At 39.1% G+C, this 18,728-nt stretch carries 17 protein-coding genes; all 17 read left to right on the top strand.

Annotated elements, in window-relative coordinates:
- Positions 1 to 183: 183 nt before the first annotated feature.
- The 17 genes from ACP2AF_RS05050 to ACP2AF_RS05130 all read left to right on the top strand — a co-directional run bounded on the left by ACP2AF_RS05050 (position 184) and on the right by ACP2AF_RS05130 (position 18,722).
- Positions 184 to 1,053 (top strand): M23 family metallopeptidase, encoded by an 870-nt coding sequence (locus tag ACP2AF_RS05050; RefSeq protein WP_425235149.1) that lies wholly within the window; start codon positions 184 to 186, stop codon positions 1,051 to 1,053.
- Positions 1,054 to 1,058: 5 nt separating this feature from the next.
- Entirely contained in the window at positions 1,059 to 2,558 is a 1,500-nt protein-coding gene (locus ACP2AF_RS05055) for a GH3 family domain-containing protein (protein WP_425235150.1), read from the top strand.
- Positions 2,559 to 2,610: 52 nt separating this feature from the next.
- Positions 2,611 to 4,299 (top strand): DUF6909 family protein, encoded by a 1,689-nt coding sequence (locus ACP2AF_RS05060; protein WP_425235151.1) that lies wholly within the window; start codon positions 2,611 to 2,613, stop codon positions 4,297 to 4,299.
- A 4-nt stretch (positions 4,300 to 4,303) separates the two neighbouring features.
- Positions 4,304 to 5,323, top strand: a complete 1,020-nt coding sequence (locus tag ACP2AF_RS05065; protein ID WP_425235153.1) for a hypothetical protein — start codon at positions 4,304 to 4,306, stop codon at positions 5,321 to 5,323.
- Positions 5,324 to 5,709: 386 nt separating this feature from the next.
- The gene (rfbC, locus tag ACP2AF_RS05070; protein ID WP_425235154.1) at positions 5,710 to 6,258 is read left to right on the top strand and encodes a dTDP-4-dehydrorhamnose 3,5-epimerase; all 549 of its coding nucleotides are present in this window, start codon (positions 5,710 to 5,712) and stop codon (positions 6,256 to 6,258) included.
- Positions 6,259 to 6,474: 216 nt separating this feature from the next.
- A complete protein-coding gene (locus ACP2AF_RS05075) occupies positions 6,475 to 6,642 on the top strand; it encodes a sugar nucleotide-binding protein (protein WP_425235155.1) in 168 nt (55 codons plus the stop codon).
- Positions 6,643 to 7,049: 407 nt separating this feature from the next.
- Positions 7,050 to 8,237, top strand: coding sequence for a UDP-N-acetylglucosamine 4,6-dehydratase (locus ACP2AF_RS05080; protein ID WP_425235156.1), 1,188 nt, complete (start codon positions 7,050 to 7,052; stop codon positions 8,235 to 8,237).
- Between the two features lie 5 nt (positions 8,238 to 8,242).
- Complete coding sequence (locus ACP2AF_RS05085) at positions 8,243 to 9,385, top strand: LegC family aminotransferase (RefSeq protein WP_425235157.1); 1,143 nt, start codon at positions 8,243 to 8,245, stop codon at positions 9,383 to 9,385.
- Positions 9,386 to 9,442: 57 nt separating this feature from the next.
- Positions 9,443 to 10,375, top strand: coding sequence for a glycosyltransferase family 2 protein (locus tag ACP2AF_RS05090; protein WP_425235158.1), 933 nt, complete (start codon positions 9,443 to 9,445; stop codon positions 10,373 to 10,375).
- On the top strand, positions 10,372 to 11,256 hold the full coding sequence (locus ACP2AF_RS05095; protein ID WP_425235159.1) for a methionyl-tRNA formyltransferase: 885 nt from the start codon (positions 10,372 to 10,374) through the stop codon (positions 11,254 to 11,256). Before ACP2AF_RS05090 ends, ACP2AF_RS05095 begins: the two co-directional genes overlap by 4 nt.
- The gene (gene rffA / locus ACP2AF_RS05100; protein WP_425235160.1) at positions 11,253 to 12,371 is read left to right on the top strand and encodes a dTDP-4-amino-4,6-dideoxygalactose transaminase; all 1,119 of its coding nucleotides are present in this window, start codon (positions 11,253 to 11,255) and stop codon (positions 12,369 to 12,371) included. Before ACP2AF_RS05095 ends, rffA begins: the two co-directional genes overlap by 4 nt.
- Positions 12,361 to 13,920, top strand: coding sequence for a hypothetical protein (locus tag ACP2AF_RS05105; RefSeq protein ID WP_425235161.1), 1,560 nt, complete (start codon positions 12,361 to 12,363; stop codon positions 13,918 to 13,920). Before rffA ends, ACP2AF_RS05105 begins: the two co-directional genes overlap by 11 nt.
- Positions 13,921 to 13,929: 9 nt before the next feature.
- Positions 13,930 to 14,832 (top strand): methionyl-tRNA formyltransferase, encoded by a 903-nt coding sequence (locus tag ACP2AF_RS05110; protein ID WP_425235162.1) that lies wholly within the window; start codon positions 13,930 to 13,932, stop codon positions 14,830 to 14,832.
- Positions 14,829 to 15,830, top strand: a complete 1,002-nt coding sequence (gene neuB, locus ACP2AF_RS05115; RefSeq protein ID WP_425235163.1) for an N-acetylneuraminate synthase — start codon at positions 14,829 to 14,831, stop codon at positions 15,828 to 15,830. The genes ACP2AF_RS05110 and neuB overlap by 4 nt, the downstream gene beginning before the upstream one ends.
- Positions 15,827 to 16,993, top strand: coding sequence for a UDP-N-acetylglucosamine 2-epimerase (gene neuC / locus ACP2AF_RS05120; protein WP_425235164.1), 1,167 nt, complete (start codon positions 15,827 to 15,829; stop codon positions 16,991 to 16,993). Before neuB ends, neuC begins: the two co-directional genes overlap by 4 nt.
- Positions 16,990 to 18,036, top strand: a complete 1,047-nt coding sequence (locus tag ACP2AF_RS05125; RefSeq protein WP_425235165.1) for a nucleotidyltransferase family protein — start codon at positions 16,990 to 16,992, stop codon at positions 18,034 to 18,036. Before neuC ends, ACP2AF_RS05125 begins: the two co-directional genes overlap by 4 nt.
- Complete coding sequence (locus ACP2AF_RS05130) at positions 18,036 to 18,722, top strand: cytidylyltransferase domain-containing protein (RefSeq protein ID WP_425235166.1); 687 nt, start codon at positions 18,036 to 18,038, stop codon at positions 18,720 to 18,722. The genes ACP2AF_RS05125 and ACP2AF_RS05130 overlap by 1 nt, the downstream gene beginning before the upstream one ends.
- The last annotated feature ends 6 nt before the right edge of the window (positions 18,723 to 18,728 follow it).

Below are 18,728 nucleotides of genomic sequence, written 5' to 3' on the forward strand. Positions count from 1 at the left end.
AGTTTATGAATTAGATAGATAACAAATGTACGAAATAATGTAATTAGTTTATTGTTAATAACAACGAAAGCGGCATAATTAAATTGCATGGACTTTTATCCAATTTTTTCCGTATCTAAGGGTGAAGCCAATTTTTAGATTGGAACCAGACAAAATTCATTTGCATCCTTATCTTTGTATACTATGGCCAAAAAAGTCAAAAAACGTAAGGAAATTAGAAGAAAGCTACTGCATAAGTATCGTTTGGTGATACTTAATGAAAGTACTTTTGAGGAGAAGATATCCTTCAAATTAAGCCGACTTAATGTTTTTGTGACAGGATCTCTATGCATCATCGGGTTAATAGGCCTTACCACCCTGCTTATTGCTTTTACTCCGTTACGCGAGTATATACCTGGTTATTCTTCCACCAAGCTTAAACGACAGGCCACCGAACTTACCTATAAAACGGATTCTTTGGTCCGAACACTAGATTATACCAATAGGTATTTGAATAATATCCGAATGGTTCTCAGAGGAGATATTGAAAACAATGAAATTAATAGGGACTCGCTTTTTGAGCAATTTAAATTGGATCCATCAACGATAAACCTTACACCGATTCGCGAAGACTCTATGCTTAGGGCGGAGGTGGCACTAGAGGATAAATACAACTTGTTCGAGAGGAATATGGAAAAATCGGATTTGGTATTGTTCCCTCCAGTCAATGGTACAATTTCAGCGCAATATGACGCTGAGAAAAGGCATTTTGCGGTTGATGTGGTGGCACCTAAGGATACCCCTGTGAAAGCAGTTGCCAATGGGATGGTCATTTTTTCAGAATGGACAGCGGACACGGGATACGTTATGATTTTGGAACACGAGGATGGCCTTCTTAGTGTCTATAAACATAATGGGTCCTTAAGTAAGGTACAGGGCGATATTGTAAGGGCAGGAGAGGTCATTGCATCCGTCGGAAATACAGGTAAATTCACTACAGGTCCCCATCTACATTTTGAAATTTGGGATAATGGAACCCCGGTAGACCCAATGAATTTCATAGATTTTAATTAATACAAATGTCCTTAAAATCTTTTGCTGCCAAAATATTTGCTAGAGGTGTGGCCAAGAAAACAGCTCATTGGGTCAACCATCCGATAGCTACGCAAGAAAAGGTATTTAAAGAAATTATCCAGAAAGCTTCAAAAACACAATTTGGCAGGGACCATGATTTCGAAAATATTGGCTCATATAAGGATTTTGTCCGTAACGTACCCATTCGGGACTACGAGCAAATTAAAGGTTATGTAGAAAAAGTGATAGAGGGGAAGGAAGATGTCCTATGGCCTGGAAAACCCATTTATTTTGCAAAAACCTCAGGTACTACTTCTGGGGCGAAGTATATTCCGATTACTAAGGAATCCATTAAAAATCAAGTTGAGGCATCTCGAAATGCCATTTTAAATTATGTTCATGAAACCGGAAACTCCGACTTTGTGAATGGCCGGTGGATTTTTCTACAAGGAAGTCCAGTACTTCAGCAAAAGAATGGTATAAAACTGGGAAGGTTGTCCGGAATATCCGCCCATTATGTTCCCAACTATCTTCAAAAGAACCGCTTGCCCAGTTGGGAAACCAATTGCATAGATGATTGGGAAACCAAGGTAAATGCTATTGTGGAAGAGACGGTTAATGAGAACATGACCGTTATCGCTGGTATTCCTTCTTGGGTACAGATGTATTTTGAAAGGCTCCATGAAAAAACGAATCAGGATATCGGTAGCTTGTTCCCGAATTTTCAATTATTCATTTATGGTGGGTTGAATTATGAGCCCTATAGGGCAAAATTTGAAAACTTGATAGGGCGCAAGGTAGATAGCATAGAACTCTTTCCTGCCAGCGAGGGATTTTTTGCCTATCAAGATTCCCAAAAAGAAAAAGGGATGCTCCTTCTGTTGAATTCCGGAATTTTCTATGAGTTTGTAAAGGCAGACGAATATTTTGATGAAGGAGCAAAACGGATTACCATTAAAGACGTAAAAATTGGTATAAATTATGTAATGATTGTCTCGACCGATGCCGGGTTATGGGCCTACAACCTAGGAGATACCGTTCAGTTTATTTCTGTTGACCCCTATAAGGTAATTGTTTCGGGGCGTATAAAACATTTTTTATCTGCCTTTGGGGAGCATGTCATAGCCAAGGAGGTGGAAGAGGCCATGCAACAAGCTATTGTCGCCACAGATGCCAGAATAAATGAATTTACCGTAGCGCCACAAATAACTCCTGTAAAGGACGAACTCCCCTATCACGAATGGTTGATCGAGTTTGAGAACGAACCATCCGAAATGGGAAAGTTCATTGAAACTTTGGATGTATCACTACAAAAACAGAACAGTTATTATTTTGACCTGATCGATGGGAAAATCCTTCAGCCCTTGAAAATCACCCAAATCCAAAAAGGGGGATTTCAAGAATACATGAAATCCATTGGAAAATTGGGAGGCCAAAACAAGGTACAGCGTTTGGCCAATGACCGAAAGGTTGCAGATGTGTTATCCACCTATAAGAAAGCCTAGGACAATTAATCCCACATTAATTTTAAATTGTAATTTTGCTTGAAATTCTTTAATGGGCAAAACAACCGTTACAACCAGAGCTCAAGAATCAACAAACGCCATAGAACGGCTCTACATCACCATGCGTCATTTGTTCAACCGAGGTTTTTATAAACCCGGTGGTGTTTCTGGAGAGTCTCTAAAGAATGCATTGTTGCTCTTACGACCAGAAATATATGGTTCCATTGCCGAGGAAAAGGCAGAATTGGATGGACTTATTTATGTTTTGGAGCGTTTACCCGAGGGCATTGAACAATGCCGATTTATAAATCTTACCTCGGACGAAGGCTATGGAAAATCCCACTTCAAGGCCATAGTGCCCCCAAAGAGAAGGCGAAATTGCTATCGTATCGATGACGAACAGATGAATATCCAGATTACTCGTGGTCGCTCCGATATTTATGATATCCTTACCCATCTCACCTTCCTTTTCATAGAATCCGAAAAGATATGCAAGCGCGTTTTGATAGAGGACACCGATAAGACCGTTCGTGATTGGGTAAAACTTGAGGAAGCGGTTAAAAAGGAAAAGCTGACCCAAGTAGAAAGAGAAGTAGCTTTAATTCACACTGCACAAATTTTGGGCCGTTCCTTTGAAGAGATACTTGAGGTCTATGAAGAATTGGGAACCAGTAAAAATCCCAACCGATTTTTGAAAATTGTATACTGGTTGGGAAAATTGGCCATCGAAGAAGAAATAACCGGCAACAAACGCACCATTACTTTCAGTGCTTTGTTAAGGGAAAGACTGGGCCATCACATCCACGGAGAGCAATGGGCCCATACGATTAAGGAAGTTCTGGCAAAACAATCCCTTTTGGGAAGACCGATTCATATTATCAGTGCCAATATGCATAGTGTAATGAACACGCTATTTGCGGGTAATGCCCTAAAAAAAGAGTTTCCGAATACTAGCAACTCCTTGGAAATATATGAAGCTTTGAGCTTGCCCGCCAACCAGAAGTTAAGGGACAAAGTAACTACCATAGCTAAAAAAAATGGAATGCTCGTGATAGATGATGCATCGGGAACAAACGTGGACGTCCAGATTTTTGACTTGGCCAGATTGGGCCCCGATGCTTGTTGTTATGAACTGGCCAGGGACATTCCGGATGAAGAAAAACCTGTTATCTTTGTGATGGATTATGCCTTTGGGGAACAAGCTTATGAGACCATAGACGAGTTTTTAAAACCCTATAAGGCAAAGAAAAAGAAGATTGTTTTTTTGAACATTGCATCAATATCCATTATGGGGAAAGCTGGCATATTGGAAGGGGGCAAAGGTGATTTAATGATTCCGTCCGCACATATTTTTGAAGGAACTGCGGATAATTATCCGTTTAAGAATGAACTTTGCAAGAAAGATTTTGAAGGGTATGGATTACAAGTTTTTGAAGGTGCGATGGTAACGGTCTTGGGCACATCCCTTCAGAATAAGGATATTCTCAAGTTTTTTCATCAATCTACATGGAACGTTATAGGTTTGGAAATGGAAGGTGTGCACTATCAAAAGGCTATTCAATCCGCCTCTAAAATAAGAAATAGTATAAGGGAAAATGTAAAAGTACGTTATGCCTATTATGCCTCGGACAATCCCTTGGAAACTGGCAGTACCCTGGCTTCCGGAGGCTTGGGCACCACTGGCGTAAAACCTACGTACCTAATTACAGATAGGATTTTAAAACAGATTTTCAATTCATAAATATATGGCGGATAAACAACCACAAAACAATCAAAGCTCCTCGGATGAAATAGATTTGGGGCAATTATTCCAGATGATTCAAAAAGGTTTTGACAGAATCTTTAGAGGCTTCCTTAGACTGTTTTTGTACCTCAAAAAAAATGCTTTGATTTTAATTGGATTGGCGATTTTGGGAGTGGCAATAGGGTTTGGTCTCAATCAAATTGTAACCAGAGGAATGAAGACCGAAGTAATTGTTAAACCCAATTTAGAAAGCAAAAACTATCTATATAATGTGATTGACGAAATAAAGGCCAATATTAAAGCTAAGGACACTTCTTTTTTCCAACCCCTGGGAATATCTTTTGATAGACTTAAAAAGTTTGAGGTTGAGATAGAACCTATTGAAGGAGGACAGAATGGCAAGAATTTGGAGGATCAAATGAAATATTTGGAAACGCTTCAGAGCTTTCAAAATACAACTATCATCTCGGAGGTGATTCGTACAGAAATCCTGAATAATAGTTCACTGAATCATCGAATAAGTTTTTTCTATAAAGATGCTGCTTATGGTCAGGAATGCGCAAAAAAGTTGATGGACTACATCAATTCCAACTCTTACTTTGATGGTTTAATCCAAATTTATCAAGAAAATGCCAAGGAGCGGATAGAAAAGAATGAAGCCGTAATAAGCCAATTGGATGATTTAATCACTAATTATTCAGAAAAAATAGGAGAAAAAGAGAATTCCGTTGAAAAAGGCAGAATAGTACTGGATAGTGAAGAGAGCCTTGATATGAAAGGTCTTTTTGAATTGAAAAATAGTTTAATCAGGGATACCGAACGAAAAAAACTTGAACTTCGGGAGCAGACAAACGTAATAAGCATTATTAATTTTGGAAAACCGCAGCAAGTACAGAAAGCTTTCTTTGGCAAGAACATAGTGTTGCTTCCTACTATTTTAATCGCCACATTTTTTTTATGGTCCATAGTAAAGTATTTGAACAAAAAATCCACTGAAATAGACAAACCCCGATATCACTAAAATTATGGATATTTCGTTTTGGTTACCAGGGGTACAGGTTTTATTGGCGTCTACTTTTCGACAATAAAGTAGTAAAAATCACCAAAGGGAATTACAACCTTGTAAAAAAGTTAAACAGGAATACATTGAGTTTATCGGCACTGATGAGAGTTAAAGGCTGGAATTTCGGTTGGGGAACTGCTCGCTTGGAAAAGGGAGCCTTTACCTCCTTGGCGACAGAACCACAATGCGAAGAGGTAATATAGAGGTAAGACAAGGTTTGAAAATGCAAGCCATCGGAAGTAACCTATAAATTGGGTTGTATTGCCAAAAAACAATTACGTTTGTCGGCCAACCCTTTTTAAAGTATGGGAAGGTAAATATTTAGTGCAACTTTAATAAAAAAGGTGAAAATTATTCGCACAAAATTGGACGGTTGCTTTATAGTGGAACCAAAAACATTCATAGATTACAGGGGTGCTTTTTTGGAATCTTACCATAAAGACCGTTTTTTGGAGACCACCGGATTGGACATAGATTTTGTTCAGGACAATTTATCATTTTCCAAAAAAGGGGTGCTCAGAGGCCTTCATTTCCAGGCAGGAGAATTTGCCCAAGCAAAATTGATTCGGGTAGTAAAAGGAGAGATATTGGATGTAATTGTTGATTTGAGAAAGGAAAGCCCAACCTACGGCGAATTTGTAAAATTGAGAATGGTAGGTAAAGAAAACCGCTCTATTTTTATACCAAAAGGTATGGCGCATGGGTTTTTGGCGTTATCTGATGATGTGGTCTTTACGTACAAATGCGATAGTTACTACAATCCGGAAGCGGAGGCAGGGATAGCTTTTAACGATCCTGTCCTGGGAATAGATTGGGAGTATCCAAAGGAAGATATGATTCTGTCCGAAAAAGATAAAAACCTCCCAAGTTTTAAATCATTAAACAACGACTAAATCCTTAGTACCTGATACCAATGGGCAATTGGGAATGACACTTCAGGAATTGGCTCCCGATTATCAGTCGATTGCTTTTGATTTTAAGCAAAAAAAGGTTTAAATACTACCGATAACAATGAGGCCGACAAGACTTTTGAAAAGCTCCGATATGATTTCTGGGTCAATTGTATTGCCTATGCCAAAGTTGAACAGGCTTAGATCGGACCTGAAATAGTGTATAAAGTAAATTTCGAGAACGTAAATAACTTGACTTTGGTTTGCAAGAGGAATAATATGACGCTTATTTGCACTTCAACGGATTATATGTTTGATGATGAAAAAGGCATTCTATATTTACACGATTGCATTTCCAATCCAATTAATCGGTACGGATTGTCCTAGTAAAGAGGAAAGAACATATTCGATAAATCTGGGAAAATTAATTTATCGTAAGAACTTCATAACTACAAAACACAAAATATGACTATAATTTTACAAGACCGTTTTATAAAAAGCTAAAGAAGTACAAGATTTTAAGGTTATAGATGCCTAGGGGAGATGTCTCACCAGTACGGGGACCTTGTCAGAGTATTTGTCGAGGAATTGGGTTTAAGAGGCAAAGAATCTGGCATCTATCATTTTACGGATGGGGAAGCAATTACAAGACAGGGTTTCGCCAAAGAACTTAAAAGAAAAAGAGTTAGGCAATAGGAATTGTTAAGGACAGGAATTATTGTACTTTTGCTAAAAGACCTAAAGGTTCGGTATTAAGTCCAAGCATTAATTAGAAAGAATTATTCCAAGCACATATGGACCTACTTCAACTGATTGGAAGAGAAAAAGAACTTTTTATTAATGACGTCACTAAATTTGATTCACAACTAAGGGAAATTGTTTCGAGCAGCAAATTTCTAGTCTTGGGTGGTGCTGGATCTATTGGGCAAGCCGTGGCCAAGGAAATTTTCAAAAGGAATCCACAAAAACTTCATATTGTCGATATTAGCGAGAATAACCTAGTTGAATTGGTTCGTGATATTCGAAGCTCTCAAGGATATATCAAAGGTGATTTTAAATCGTTCGCACTCGATATAGGCTCGAGAGAGTATGACGCGTTCATTGCCAATGATGGGGAGTATGATTACGTTTTGAACCTTTCGGCCTTAAAGCATGTTCGTAGCGAGAAAGACCCCTACACACTCATGCGAATGATTGATGTCAACATATTAAATATAGACAAAACCATTCAGCAGGCCATCGATTATGGAGCGAAAAAGTACTTTTGTGTTTCTACAGATAAGGCGGCTAATCCGGTAAATATGATGGGTGCTTCAAAGCGCATTATGGAAATGTTTTTAATGAGCCGAAGCACACAAATGGAAATTTCAACAGCTAGATTTGCCAATGTTGCTTTTTCTGATGGGTCGCTATTGTATAGCTTTAGGAATAGAATTGAAAAAAAGCAACCTATTGTGGCTCCAAATGACATCAAACGCTATTTCGTAGTTCCCAAAGAGTCGGGAGAACTTTGTTTGATGTCCTGTGTATTTGGGAGCAACAGAGATATTTTCTTTCCCAAACTTGATGAAAGGCTGCATTTAATAACTTTTGCTGACATAGCGATAAGGTACCTTAATGCTTTGGGGTATGAACCATACCTGTGCAAAACAGAGGATGAAGCTAGGGAAATGGCCCAAAGGCTGCCTCAAAACAAAATTTGGCCCTGTTTTTTTACCACAAGTGATACCACCGGAGAGAAAGACTTTGAAGAGTTCTATACGCACAACGAGACACTTGATATGGACCGCTTTGAAAACCTTGGAATTATAAAGAATGCGCTCAATGTTGAAAAAGAAAAACTTCAAAAATTTGAGAGGACAATATCCTTATTAAAAGATAATGGAAGTTGGAAAAAGGAACAATTGGTCGCGTTGTTCCATGAAATACTTCCCAATTTTGATCATAAGGAAACAGGAAAATACCTAGATGCAAAGATGTAAGCAGTATGATTGGGGAGACCATTAAATTTATAAGAGAATTATATGGCACAAACGACTTTATTCCTCTTCATGAACCTAGATTTATTGGGAATGAGAAGAACTATCTTTTAGAATGTATCGATTCCACTTTTGTCTCCAGTGTGGGGAAGTTTGTAGACCAATTTGAAGATAACATGGCCACCTTTACCGGGGCCAAGTATGCCATAGCCACTGCTAATGGGACTTCAGCACTCCATATAGCGCTTATGCTTGCTGGCGTTGAACGGGATAATGAGGTCATTACACAACCACTTACATTCGTTGCAACATGTAATGCCATAAGTTATTTGGGCGCACACCCAGTTTTTATCGATGTTGACAAAGAGACATTGGGCCTTTCACCAGAAAAGCTAAATGATTTTTTAAAGAATAATACAGAAATAAAAAATGGATTTTGTTACAATAAAATATCAAAGAAAAAAATTAAGGCAGTTCTGCCTATGCATACTTTTGGCCGTCCAGCCAAAGTTGAGGAAATTGTTACGGTCTGCGAAGAGTACGGTCTTAAATTGGTTGAGGATGCTGCCGAATCACTGGGGAGTTATTATAGGGGCAAACACACAGGGACCTTTGGCCTGTTAGGTGTCTTGAGCTTCAATGGAAACAAGACCATTACCACCGGAGGTGGAGGAATGCTGTTAACCAATGACGAAACCTTGGCAAAAAAAGCAAAACATATCACAACCACCGCGAAAGTACCCCACCCCTGGCACTTCGAACATGATCAAGTTGCATACAATTATCGACTTCCAAACATTAATGCGGCCCTTGGTTGCGCCCAATTGGAAAGTCTGCCCGATTTTTTAGTTAAAAAAAGAGCACTTGCCAAAAAATACGAGATCTTCTTTAACCGATCACCATATAATTTTGTAGTTGAGCCGGAGCATTCGAAATCAAATTATTGGTTAAATGCGATTGTATTGAACGATGTTGATGAAAGAGATGCTTTCTTGACCAGAACAAATCAAAAAGGAGTTATGACGAGGCCTATTTGGAAATTGATGAATCATTTAAGCATTTTTGCAAGGGCACAGGCAGGGAATCTTGAGAATTCAGAGTGGTTTGAAAAAAGAGTGGTAAACATTCCGAGTAGTGTAATATTAAATTAGTTTAAGGGAACAATTTGTTCCCACAAAGAATTTAAGATGCCATAGATATAAAGCCAAATGAAAACAAAGGTTTTGTTGTCAATTGTTTCACCTGTCTATAGGGCAGAGGACATAGTGGATGAACTGGTCAAACAGATTATCTTAAATGTCAAAGATATTGACGGTGATTTTGAAATAGTTTTGGTAGATGATGGAAGCCCCGATCAATCTTGGAATCGCATTGCCGAAAACTGTAAAAAAAACAAAAGGGTTAAAGGTGTAAAATTAAGTCGAAATTTCGGTCAACACTACGCCATAACAGCTGGGCTATCAGTTGCCACGGGAGAATGGATAATCGTAATGGATTGTGACTTGCAAGACAATCCTAAAGAAATAAATAACCTATTCAATGAAGCTCAAAAAGGCCATGATTTGGTATTGGCACGGCGGAAATTACGCAACGACTCCTTTATTAAGCGCACCATGTCAAAATGGTTTTATGCCCTTTTCGGCTATCTTACGGACACCAAACAAGACGCTGCAATAGCAAATTATGGCATATACAATCGAAAGGTGGTCGATGCAATCCTTTCAATGAAGGATAAGGTTCGGTATTTTCCCACTATGACACAATGGGTGGGTTTTTCGGCACATTATATTGACGTAAACCACAATCAGCGCATTTCTGGAAAAAGCTCCTACAATTGGAAGAGCCTATTTAGACTAGGGTTTAACAACATCATTGCGTTTTCATCAAAACCCTTGTTGTTGACAATAAGACTAGGAGTAATTATTTCGACCTTGAGCTTTTTGTTGGGGGGCTACTATTTCGTAATGTACCTCAAGGGCAAAATTGATGAACCTGGGTTTCCCTCGGTAATTATTTCCATTTGGTTTTTGGGTGGGGTTATCATTTCCATACTAGGAGTAATCGGTCTTTATATCGGTAAGACATTCAACCAGACCAAAGACCGGCCAAATTATATTATCGATAAAGTTGCGAATCTATGAGCAATAAGCGGGTTACTCTTTTTTTGATCACCAAAAAAGGATTTAGGGTCCTTGAAGCACTTATTGAAGCGGGTTTTCAAAAAAATATCGGACAGATTATCATAGGCAGGGATAAGAACCAACAAGATTTTTCCAATGAGATAGAAAGGCTTTGTAGAGATAGCGCATTGCCATACTTTTTTAAAGGAGATTTTGAAGCCATTGAAAAATCCTATTATGCATTGGCAATAGGATGGCGTTGGATGATGAAAGAAGCTAAGAATCTTATAGTTTTACACGATTCCTTGCTGCCCAGATACCGCGGCTTCGCTCCTTTGGTCAATGCGCTATTAAATAGAGAAAGAACAATTGGTGCCACAGCCATTTGGGCAACTGAACAATACGACACAGGCGATATCTTGGTGCAAAAAAGTTTTGACGTAAGCTATCCCATAAAAATCAAAGCCGCCATTGACTTGATGGCCACTTGTTACAGTGAAATAGCCTTAGAGCTATTCCAAATGATTGTGAGTGAAGAAGAAATACCAAACACACCCCAAAATAATGAACTGGCCACTTATAGTTTATGGAGGGATGAAGAGGACTATCAGATTGACTGGACGCGTTCAGCTGAGGCCATTCAATTATTTATCAATTGTTTGGGCGAGCCATATAAAGGGGCATATAGCATTATTAATGGAAGAAAGGTTCGAATATTCGACGTTGCTATTTTGGAAGGGGTGATTGTTGAAGGAAAGGGCGAGGGAAAAGTACTTTTTTTTGAAGAAGGATGCCCTTGCATCGTCTGCGGATCGGGATTGGTGAAAATACTTGCCGCAATATACGAGGACTCCGGAGAAAGTATTTTCCCATTAAAATCGATTAAGACCAGGTTTACATGAAAATACCCTTTAACAGGCCTTACCTTACTGGAAATGAGGAGCATTATGTCAATCAGGCAATTTCCTCAGGGAAAATATCTGGCAATGGAATGTTTACGCAAAAATGCCAAAACTTCTTTGAGAAAAACTATGCGTTCAAAAAAACGTTACTCACCACATCTTGCACTGATGCACTTGAAATGTGTGCCATTTTACTGGACATTGCCCCCGGAGACGAGGTTATCATGCCTGCATACACCTTTGTCTCAACTGCCAATGCCTTTGTGATGCGTGGAGCCCAAATCGTTTTTTGTGACAGCATGTACAACCATCCCAATGTTGACGCCGAGGCTATAGAAGTATTGTTGACTCCTAAGACCAAAGCCATTGTTGTTGTGCATTACGCAGGGGTCGCCTGCGACATGGACAAAATAATGGGGATTGCCCAAAAGCATGGACTTTTTGTGGTCGAAGATGCGGCTCAGGCCGTAAATGCTTTTTACAAGGGTCGCCCTTTAGGGGGCATTGGGCATTTGGGGACGTTCTCATTTCACGAGACAAAAAACATCAGTTCGGGTGAGGGCGGAATGTTGGTAGTTAATGACGAGCGTTTTTTGGAAAGAGCAGAAATCATATGGGAAAAAGGGACAAATAGAACGGCATTTTTCAGGGGAGAAATTGATAAATATGGCTGGATCGATATTGGATCATCATTTCTTCCTTCCGATATAACAGCTGCATTTTTATTCGCTCAATTGGAATGCATGGAAGAGCTTCAAGGAAAAAGAAGAATCTTATGGAACACCTATCACCAAGAATTTGAGGGTAAGGAAAATGCTTTTAAACTCCTTGAAATACCTGCCTATGCCGACCATAATTTTCATATCTACTATGTGTGTTGTGACTCTCAAAAGCATAGGGACTATACGCTTGGTCGTCTAAGAAAAAATGGTACCCATGCCGTTTTCCATTATCAAGGATTGCATGACAGCCCTTTCTATAAGGACAAGTATCGAGGGCGGGAGCTTGTAAACAGTGATTTCTACTCAAATACATTGCTTAGGCTCCCTTTATTTTATGAATTGTCTGTTCCTGAAGTTCAGAATATATGTAGTTTCGTCTTAAATGAAGGATAAAAAAATATACATTTTACTACTTCTCTATTTTATGACAAACGGCGTAATGCTTATTAACAATGGAATTTTCTGGGATGATTGGGCCGTAATAGGAATGGAAAGGCTTGGGCTTGATCAACAATTTGGTGAAAACGGCATGTGGATTATGACCTATGTGCATGACGCACTAAATGATGGGAAGTATGCGCCAATGCTTTACCATTGGCTGTCCTTTATTTTTCTATTTCTGGCCTATGCTTTCTTTTATAATATACTAAAGCAATTTGGCTTTAAGGCGGATACGGCATTTCTAATTGCTGCCTTAGCTATGGTAGCCCCTTATTTTGAGACCAAGAACACGGCAATATGCATGTCCTATGGACTGTTTATGGCGTTGTTTGGTGCTGGTGCATTTTTGGTTTTTCGATTTTTGGGAAGTAGGGGGAATAGGCGAGATCTATTCTTGGGGTCAATGCTCTTGTTGTTGAGTTTTTTCCTTAACTCTCTGCTGTTGCTCTTTCTTTTTCTTTTGGGCTTATCCTTCCTACATCATCATGGGTTTTCAGTACAGCGGATAAAAAATAGCTGGCGTGATAAGTTTCCCTACTATATGGTGCTGGCTGTCTTACCATTTATTTTTTGGTATTTGAAAAAAACGTTTTTTGCAATCACAGGATTGTATGCAGCAAGGGGATATAATGTTATCAACTTTTCATTAGAAAAACTTCCGAAACAATACAAAAAGATATTTTCCGACAACATTTTTGGGCTTCATCACGAGTTCCGAGCCGTATTTACAGAGAATTTAGTTTTCGGAATAACAGTCTTTGCAGTTTTTCTGTTTACAACCTTATGTGTGCTTAAACCTATAAAATTTGATAAAAGGCCGAAAAAATTAGGCATCTATTTGCTATTGGGTATTTTCTTGTTTTTTGTTGCCACGTATCCATATACAACGGTGAATAAACTACCTTCATTTATTGGTTTCAACACGAGGCATCAGATATTGCTTCCTTTTGGGGTAGCTTTCGTGCTGTTCGCCATTATCGAGATGGTTCCATCCCACTTCAGAAAGGTGCTCTCATCAATCGCTCTCACGGTCTTTATTACAATGACAGTTAATGCAAACTTCAACTTTTTAAGGGGCTGGATAAAGCAAGAAGCGCTCGAACAGGAAATTGGGCGATTGAATATTGACACCTCAGGAGTCATTTTTATTACCAAAGGATTAAATGCTAAATTTAATCCTACGGAACGCGTATATACATTTTATGAACTGAACGGTATTTTCAAAAAAGCTTTAGATAGGCAGGATTTATTGGTAATATCTAGAAAAAGCTACCAAAAGCTAAACAAAAATCTAACTAGTATTTTGTCCCATTCTGTCAAATTCAATATGAAAGACCTCACGGATAAGGTCAATGAGGAGAGCTCATTTCAGATACTTTTCTTGAAGGAAGAAATACACCATTCTGAGACGCTGAGAAATGCAATAAGCTATTACTTTGATAGAAAATATTTTAATAGTAAAATTGATAAAATTTTGGATGCCAATTACGAAAGCAAATAATACTACTACATGGACAAACTTAGAATAGGATATTTTGCAGATGGCCCTTGGTCTCATTTGGCTTTTGAGAGAATCATTGCCAGTGAGTTTGTAGAGGTTTGTTTTATAACTCCGAGGTTTGACACTGCAGATGGTCAATTAAAAGATTACGCGGAGCAGTACGGTATTGACTATGTGCTAGCTAAGAATGTGAATGCGCCCGATTTCCTGGAATTGGCCAAAGGGTATGATTGCGATCTTTTTGTTTCAATGAGCTTTAATCAAATCTTCAGATTTGAAGTCATTAATCTTCCGAAATATGGTATAATTAATTGTCATGCCGGCAAGCTTCCTTTTTATAGGGGAAGAAACATTCTTAATTGGGCCCTAATCAATGATGAAAAAGAATTTGGAATCACTGTCCATTATGTGGATGAGGGAATTGATACTGGTGATATCATTTTACAAAGAACTTTTCCTATTACAGACCAAGACGACTATGCAAGCTTACTAGAGGTCGCCTATGTAGAATGCGCTAATATCCTATATGATGCACTACACCTTTTCAAAGAGGGTCCTGCAAAAGGAAATGACCAAAAGACTATTCATCCAGTTGGCATGTACTGTGGGGTTCGTTCCTATGGTGATGAATTTTTGAACTGGAACCAATGCTCACGAGCAGTTTTTAATTTTGTAAGGGCTATATGTAGTCCTGGTCCACTTGCAAGATGTACTTCCGATGGCGAGGAGATAAAAATCAATCGTGTACGCTTGATTGATAATGCCCCCACCTATATTGGAAAGCCAGGCCAGGTACTCTGCAAGAATAAGAATGGCAATTTTTTGGTAAAAACCGCAGATTCCTTTGTTGAGGTTTTGGAGTACGAAGGAAAACTAAGGGTAGGAAAAGTGCTTAAAACCCCAGAGAAATGAAAAAAACCTTGATAATTGCAGAGGCGGGAGTCAACCACAATGGTGAGATTGAATTGGCCTATCAGCTTGTTGATGCCGCGGTAGCAGCAGGGGCCGACTATGTAAAATTTCAAACGTTCAAGGCGTCAAAACTTGCTAGTGTAAAAGCTGAAAAAGCGGAGTACCAAAAGACCAATACCAAAGATTCAGGAGAGAGTCAATTCGAGATGCTCAAAAAACTGGAACTAACACCCGGAATGCACGATGACCTTATAGCTTATTGTAAGTTAAAGAACATTAAATTCCTATCAACTGGATTTGATACCGAAAGCATCTTATACTTGAACCAATTGAGAATGGCCCTTTTTAAAATCCCTTCGGGAGAGATTACCAATCTTCCCTACCTTGAGTTGGTCGGAAGTTTGGGCAAACCTTTGATACTATCCACTGGCATGTCTACTATGGCTGAGGTTGGGGAGGCTCTTGAGGTCCTTATGTCAGCAGGGGCAAAAAAATCGGGTATTACTGTATTGCACTGTAATACGGAATATCCAACGCCTATGAAAGATGTCAATTTACGGGCCATGTTGAGTATTGCGAATACCTTCCAAGTAAGATTCGGATACTCTGACCATACCCTGGGCATCGAAATTCCCATAGCGGCAGCTGCCATGGGAGCTACGGTTATCGAAAAGCACTTTACCTTGAATCGTAACATGGAGGGCCCCGATCATCTGGCGTCTCTTGAGCCCAAAGAGTTGATGCAAATGGTACAATCGATTCGAAACGTAGACGTAGCGCTAGGCTCTAGTGAAAAAACACCCAGTAAAAGCGAGCAAAAAAATTTGGTGATTGCCCGAAAGAGTATTGTGGCAAATAATCCCATAAAAAAGGGTGAAGTTTTTACCACAAAAAATTTAACGGTCAAAAGGCCCGGAAATGGTATTTCGCCTATGAGATGGCGCGAGCTAATTGGGACCCGAGCAAAAAAAAACTATCAACCCGATGATTTGATATGAAAAAAATAGCGGTCGTTACGGCCACAAGAGCAGAATACGGATTGTTAAAACCGCTTATCTCAGCATTGGAAAAGCACGAGAATTTCCAACTGCTGCTTTTTGTTACTGGGATGCATTTGCTACCCAAATTTGGCAACACGTACAAGGAAATTGAAAACGATGGTTTTAGTATCGCCGCCAAGGTTTATGATGATCTTTCAGGGGACTCTTCTAAAGCCATTGTACAATCTTTGGCTAAGGTTACAGAAGGCTTTTCTACTGTATTTGAAACACATAAACCTGATTTAATCGTGGTGCTTGGAGACCGGTCTGAAATTTTGGCGGTGGTGATGGCAGCAATAATTTTCAACATCCCTATTGCACATATTCGTGGCGGAGAAACCACAGAAGGAGCTTATGATGAGTTTATTAGACATGCCATTACAAAAATGAGCCACCTACATTTTGCATCCACTGAGACTTATCGGAAACGAATAATCCAAATGGGGGAACACCCATCCCGGGCGTTCAATGTAGGGGAGATTGGAATTGATAGTATTAAAAAGTTGACTTTGCTAACCAAGAGGGAGTTTGAAGATTCGATAGCGCATAAAATTGACCGAAATTTTGTCTTGATTACCTTTCACCCTGTCACCTTGGAAAAGGCCACGGCAAAAGAGCAATTTTCAGAATTGATTCAGGCTCTTGACACTTTGGAGGCGACCACTTTGCTTTTCACCAAACCGAATTCTGACAAAGATGGGCAGGCCATTGTTGACCTAATTGATTCATACGTCTCTCAAAACCCTAAAAAGGCAGTTGCTTTTACGTCTCTCGGTCAGTTGCGATATCTATCTGCGGCATCCCATGCCACTTTTGTAATTGGAAACTCTTCAAGTGGTATTTCAGAGGTGCCCTATTTTAATGTTCCAACCATAAATATAGGCGACCGGCAAAAGGGTAGGATAATGGCAAAGAGTGTCATAAATTGTAAGCCTATGAGGAATGATATTGTAAAAGCGATCAAGTTCGCAATGAGCAAACCATTCAAAACCAAGATTCAAAATCAGGAACAGCTGTACGGTAATGGTCAAGCCACATCGAAAATTATGCATGAGCTTTTAGCGTTTGACTATACTGAAATACAAAAGAAATTTTATGATGTTAAATTTCCCATAGATTGAGAAACTTTAGAGAACATTTGATTTTACAGGGTAGTCCGATTAAGGAAGCCCTGATGATGCTTGATAAATTGGCGGCCGATGCGATTTTGTTTGTAGTTGATTCCGATAATAAATTGATTGGGTCCCTTACCGATGGCGATGTGAGAAGAGGCTTGATCAAAGGGGTTACCATTGAACAGGCTGTTGACGATGTCATCCAAGAAAACCCGAAATATATTTCAAAGGGGAAACAGAATATTGAACAAATAATAACATACAGAGAAAAAAACTACAAGGTACTTCCTGTAGTCGATGCTCAGCATAAAATAGTGAACATCGTCAACTTTAGGAACATGCGTTCCTACCTGCCCATTGATGCGGTTATAATGGCGGGAGGTAAAGGAACCCGATTACGACCACTTACCGAAAAGGTTCCTAAGCCCCTGTTAAAAGTAGGAGAGCTTCCGATAATGGAACACAACTTGAACAGACTTGCCCTTTACGGAATTGATGATTTTTGGATATCTGTTAATTATTTGGGGGAACAAATTGAGGCCTATTTTGGTAACGGCCATGCAGCGAACCTCTCCATTAACTATCTATGGGAGACCAAGCCCTTAGGTACCATAGGAGCTGCTGCACAAATCGACAATTTTAACCATGAGTATGTCCTACTGACCAATTCGGATATCTTGACTAATTTAGATTACGAGCACTTTTTTTTGGACTTCATACATCAGGAAGCGGATATGTCGGTTGTCACCATTCCTTATAAGGTTGATGTTCCTTATGCGGTTTTGGAAACCAGTAATGGGCATATATTGAACCTTAAGGAAAAACCCACTTATACATACTATTCCAATGGAGGGATCTACCTTTTAAAAAAAAGTGCATTTCATCATATCCCCAAAAATGCTTTTTTCAACACCACAGACTTGATGGAAAAGCTCATTAATGAAAACCAAAAGGTGATTTCATATCCCATGTCTGGCTATTGGTTGGATATTGGCAAGCATGAAGATTTTGAAAAAGCACAGAAGGATATAACACAAATCAAGTTTTAATGCAACCTTTGGTTCTGATACCTGCCCGAGGAGGCTCAAAAGGAGTTCCCCATAAAAATATCAAAGTCTTGGCCGGGAAACCCTTGTTGGGCCATACGATTATGGAGGCTCAAAAAGTATTCAAATACGAGCAAATAGTGGTGAGTACTGATAGCCCTGAAATAAAGTCTGTGGCGGAGAACTTTGGTATAAAAGTTCCTTTTTTGAGACCTACAAATTTGGCAAAAGACACTTCAGGAAGTTATGGTGTAATTATGCACTGCATTGGGTTTTTCGAAAAAAAGGGATATCATGCAGATGTTTTGGTACTGCTGCAACCTACTTCTCCATTTCGAAAAGCCAATCACATAAGGGAATGTTTGGAACTATACACTCCAAATCTAGACATGGTGGTCTCGGTAAAAGAGACTAAGGCAAATCCTTATTTTAATCTGTTTGAAGAAAACAATAAGGGGTATTTGGAAAAATCAAAAAAGGCGGATTATGAGAGAAGACAAGATGCTCCCAAAGTGTGGGAATACAATGGAGCCATTTATTTGATTAATGTAGATTCCTTGAAAAAAGGAAACTTTTCTTCGTTTAAGAAAATCAAAAAATATGTAATGGGAGAAATACCGTCATTTGACATTGACACCCAATTGGATTGGGAAATTGCCAAACAGATTGCCGAAAATAACATAAAGTAGTTTATA

Origin of the sequence: Ulvibacterium sp. (genome assembly GCF_965248315.1) — a bacterium.
GTDB lineage: Bacteria > Bacteroidota > Bacteroidia > Flavobacteriales > Flavobacteriaceae > Ulvibacterium.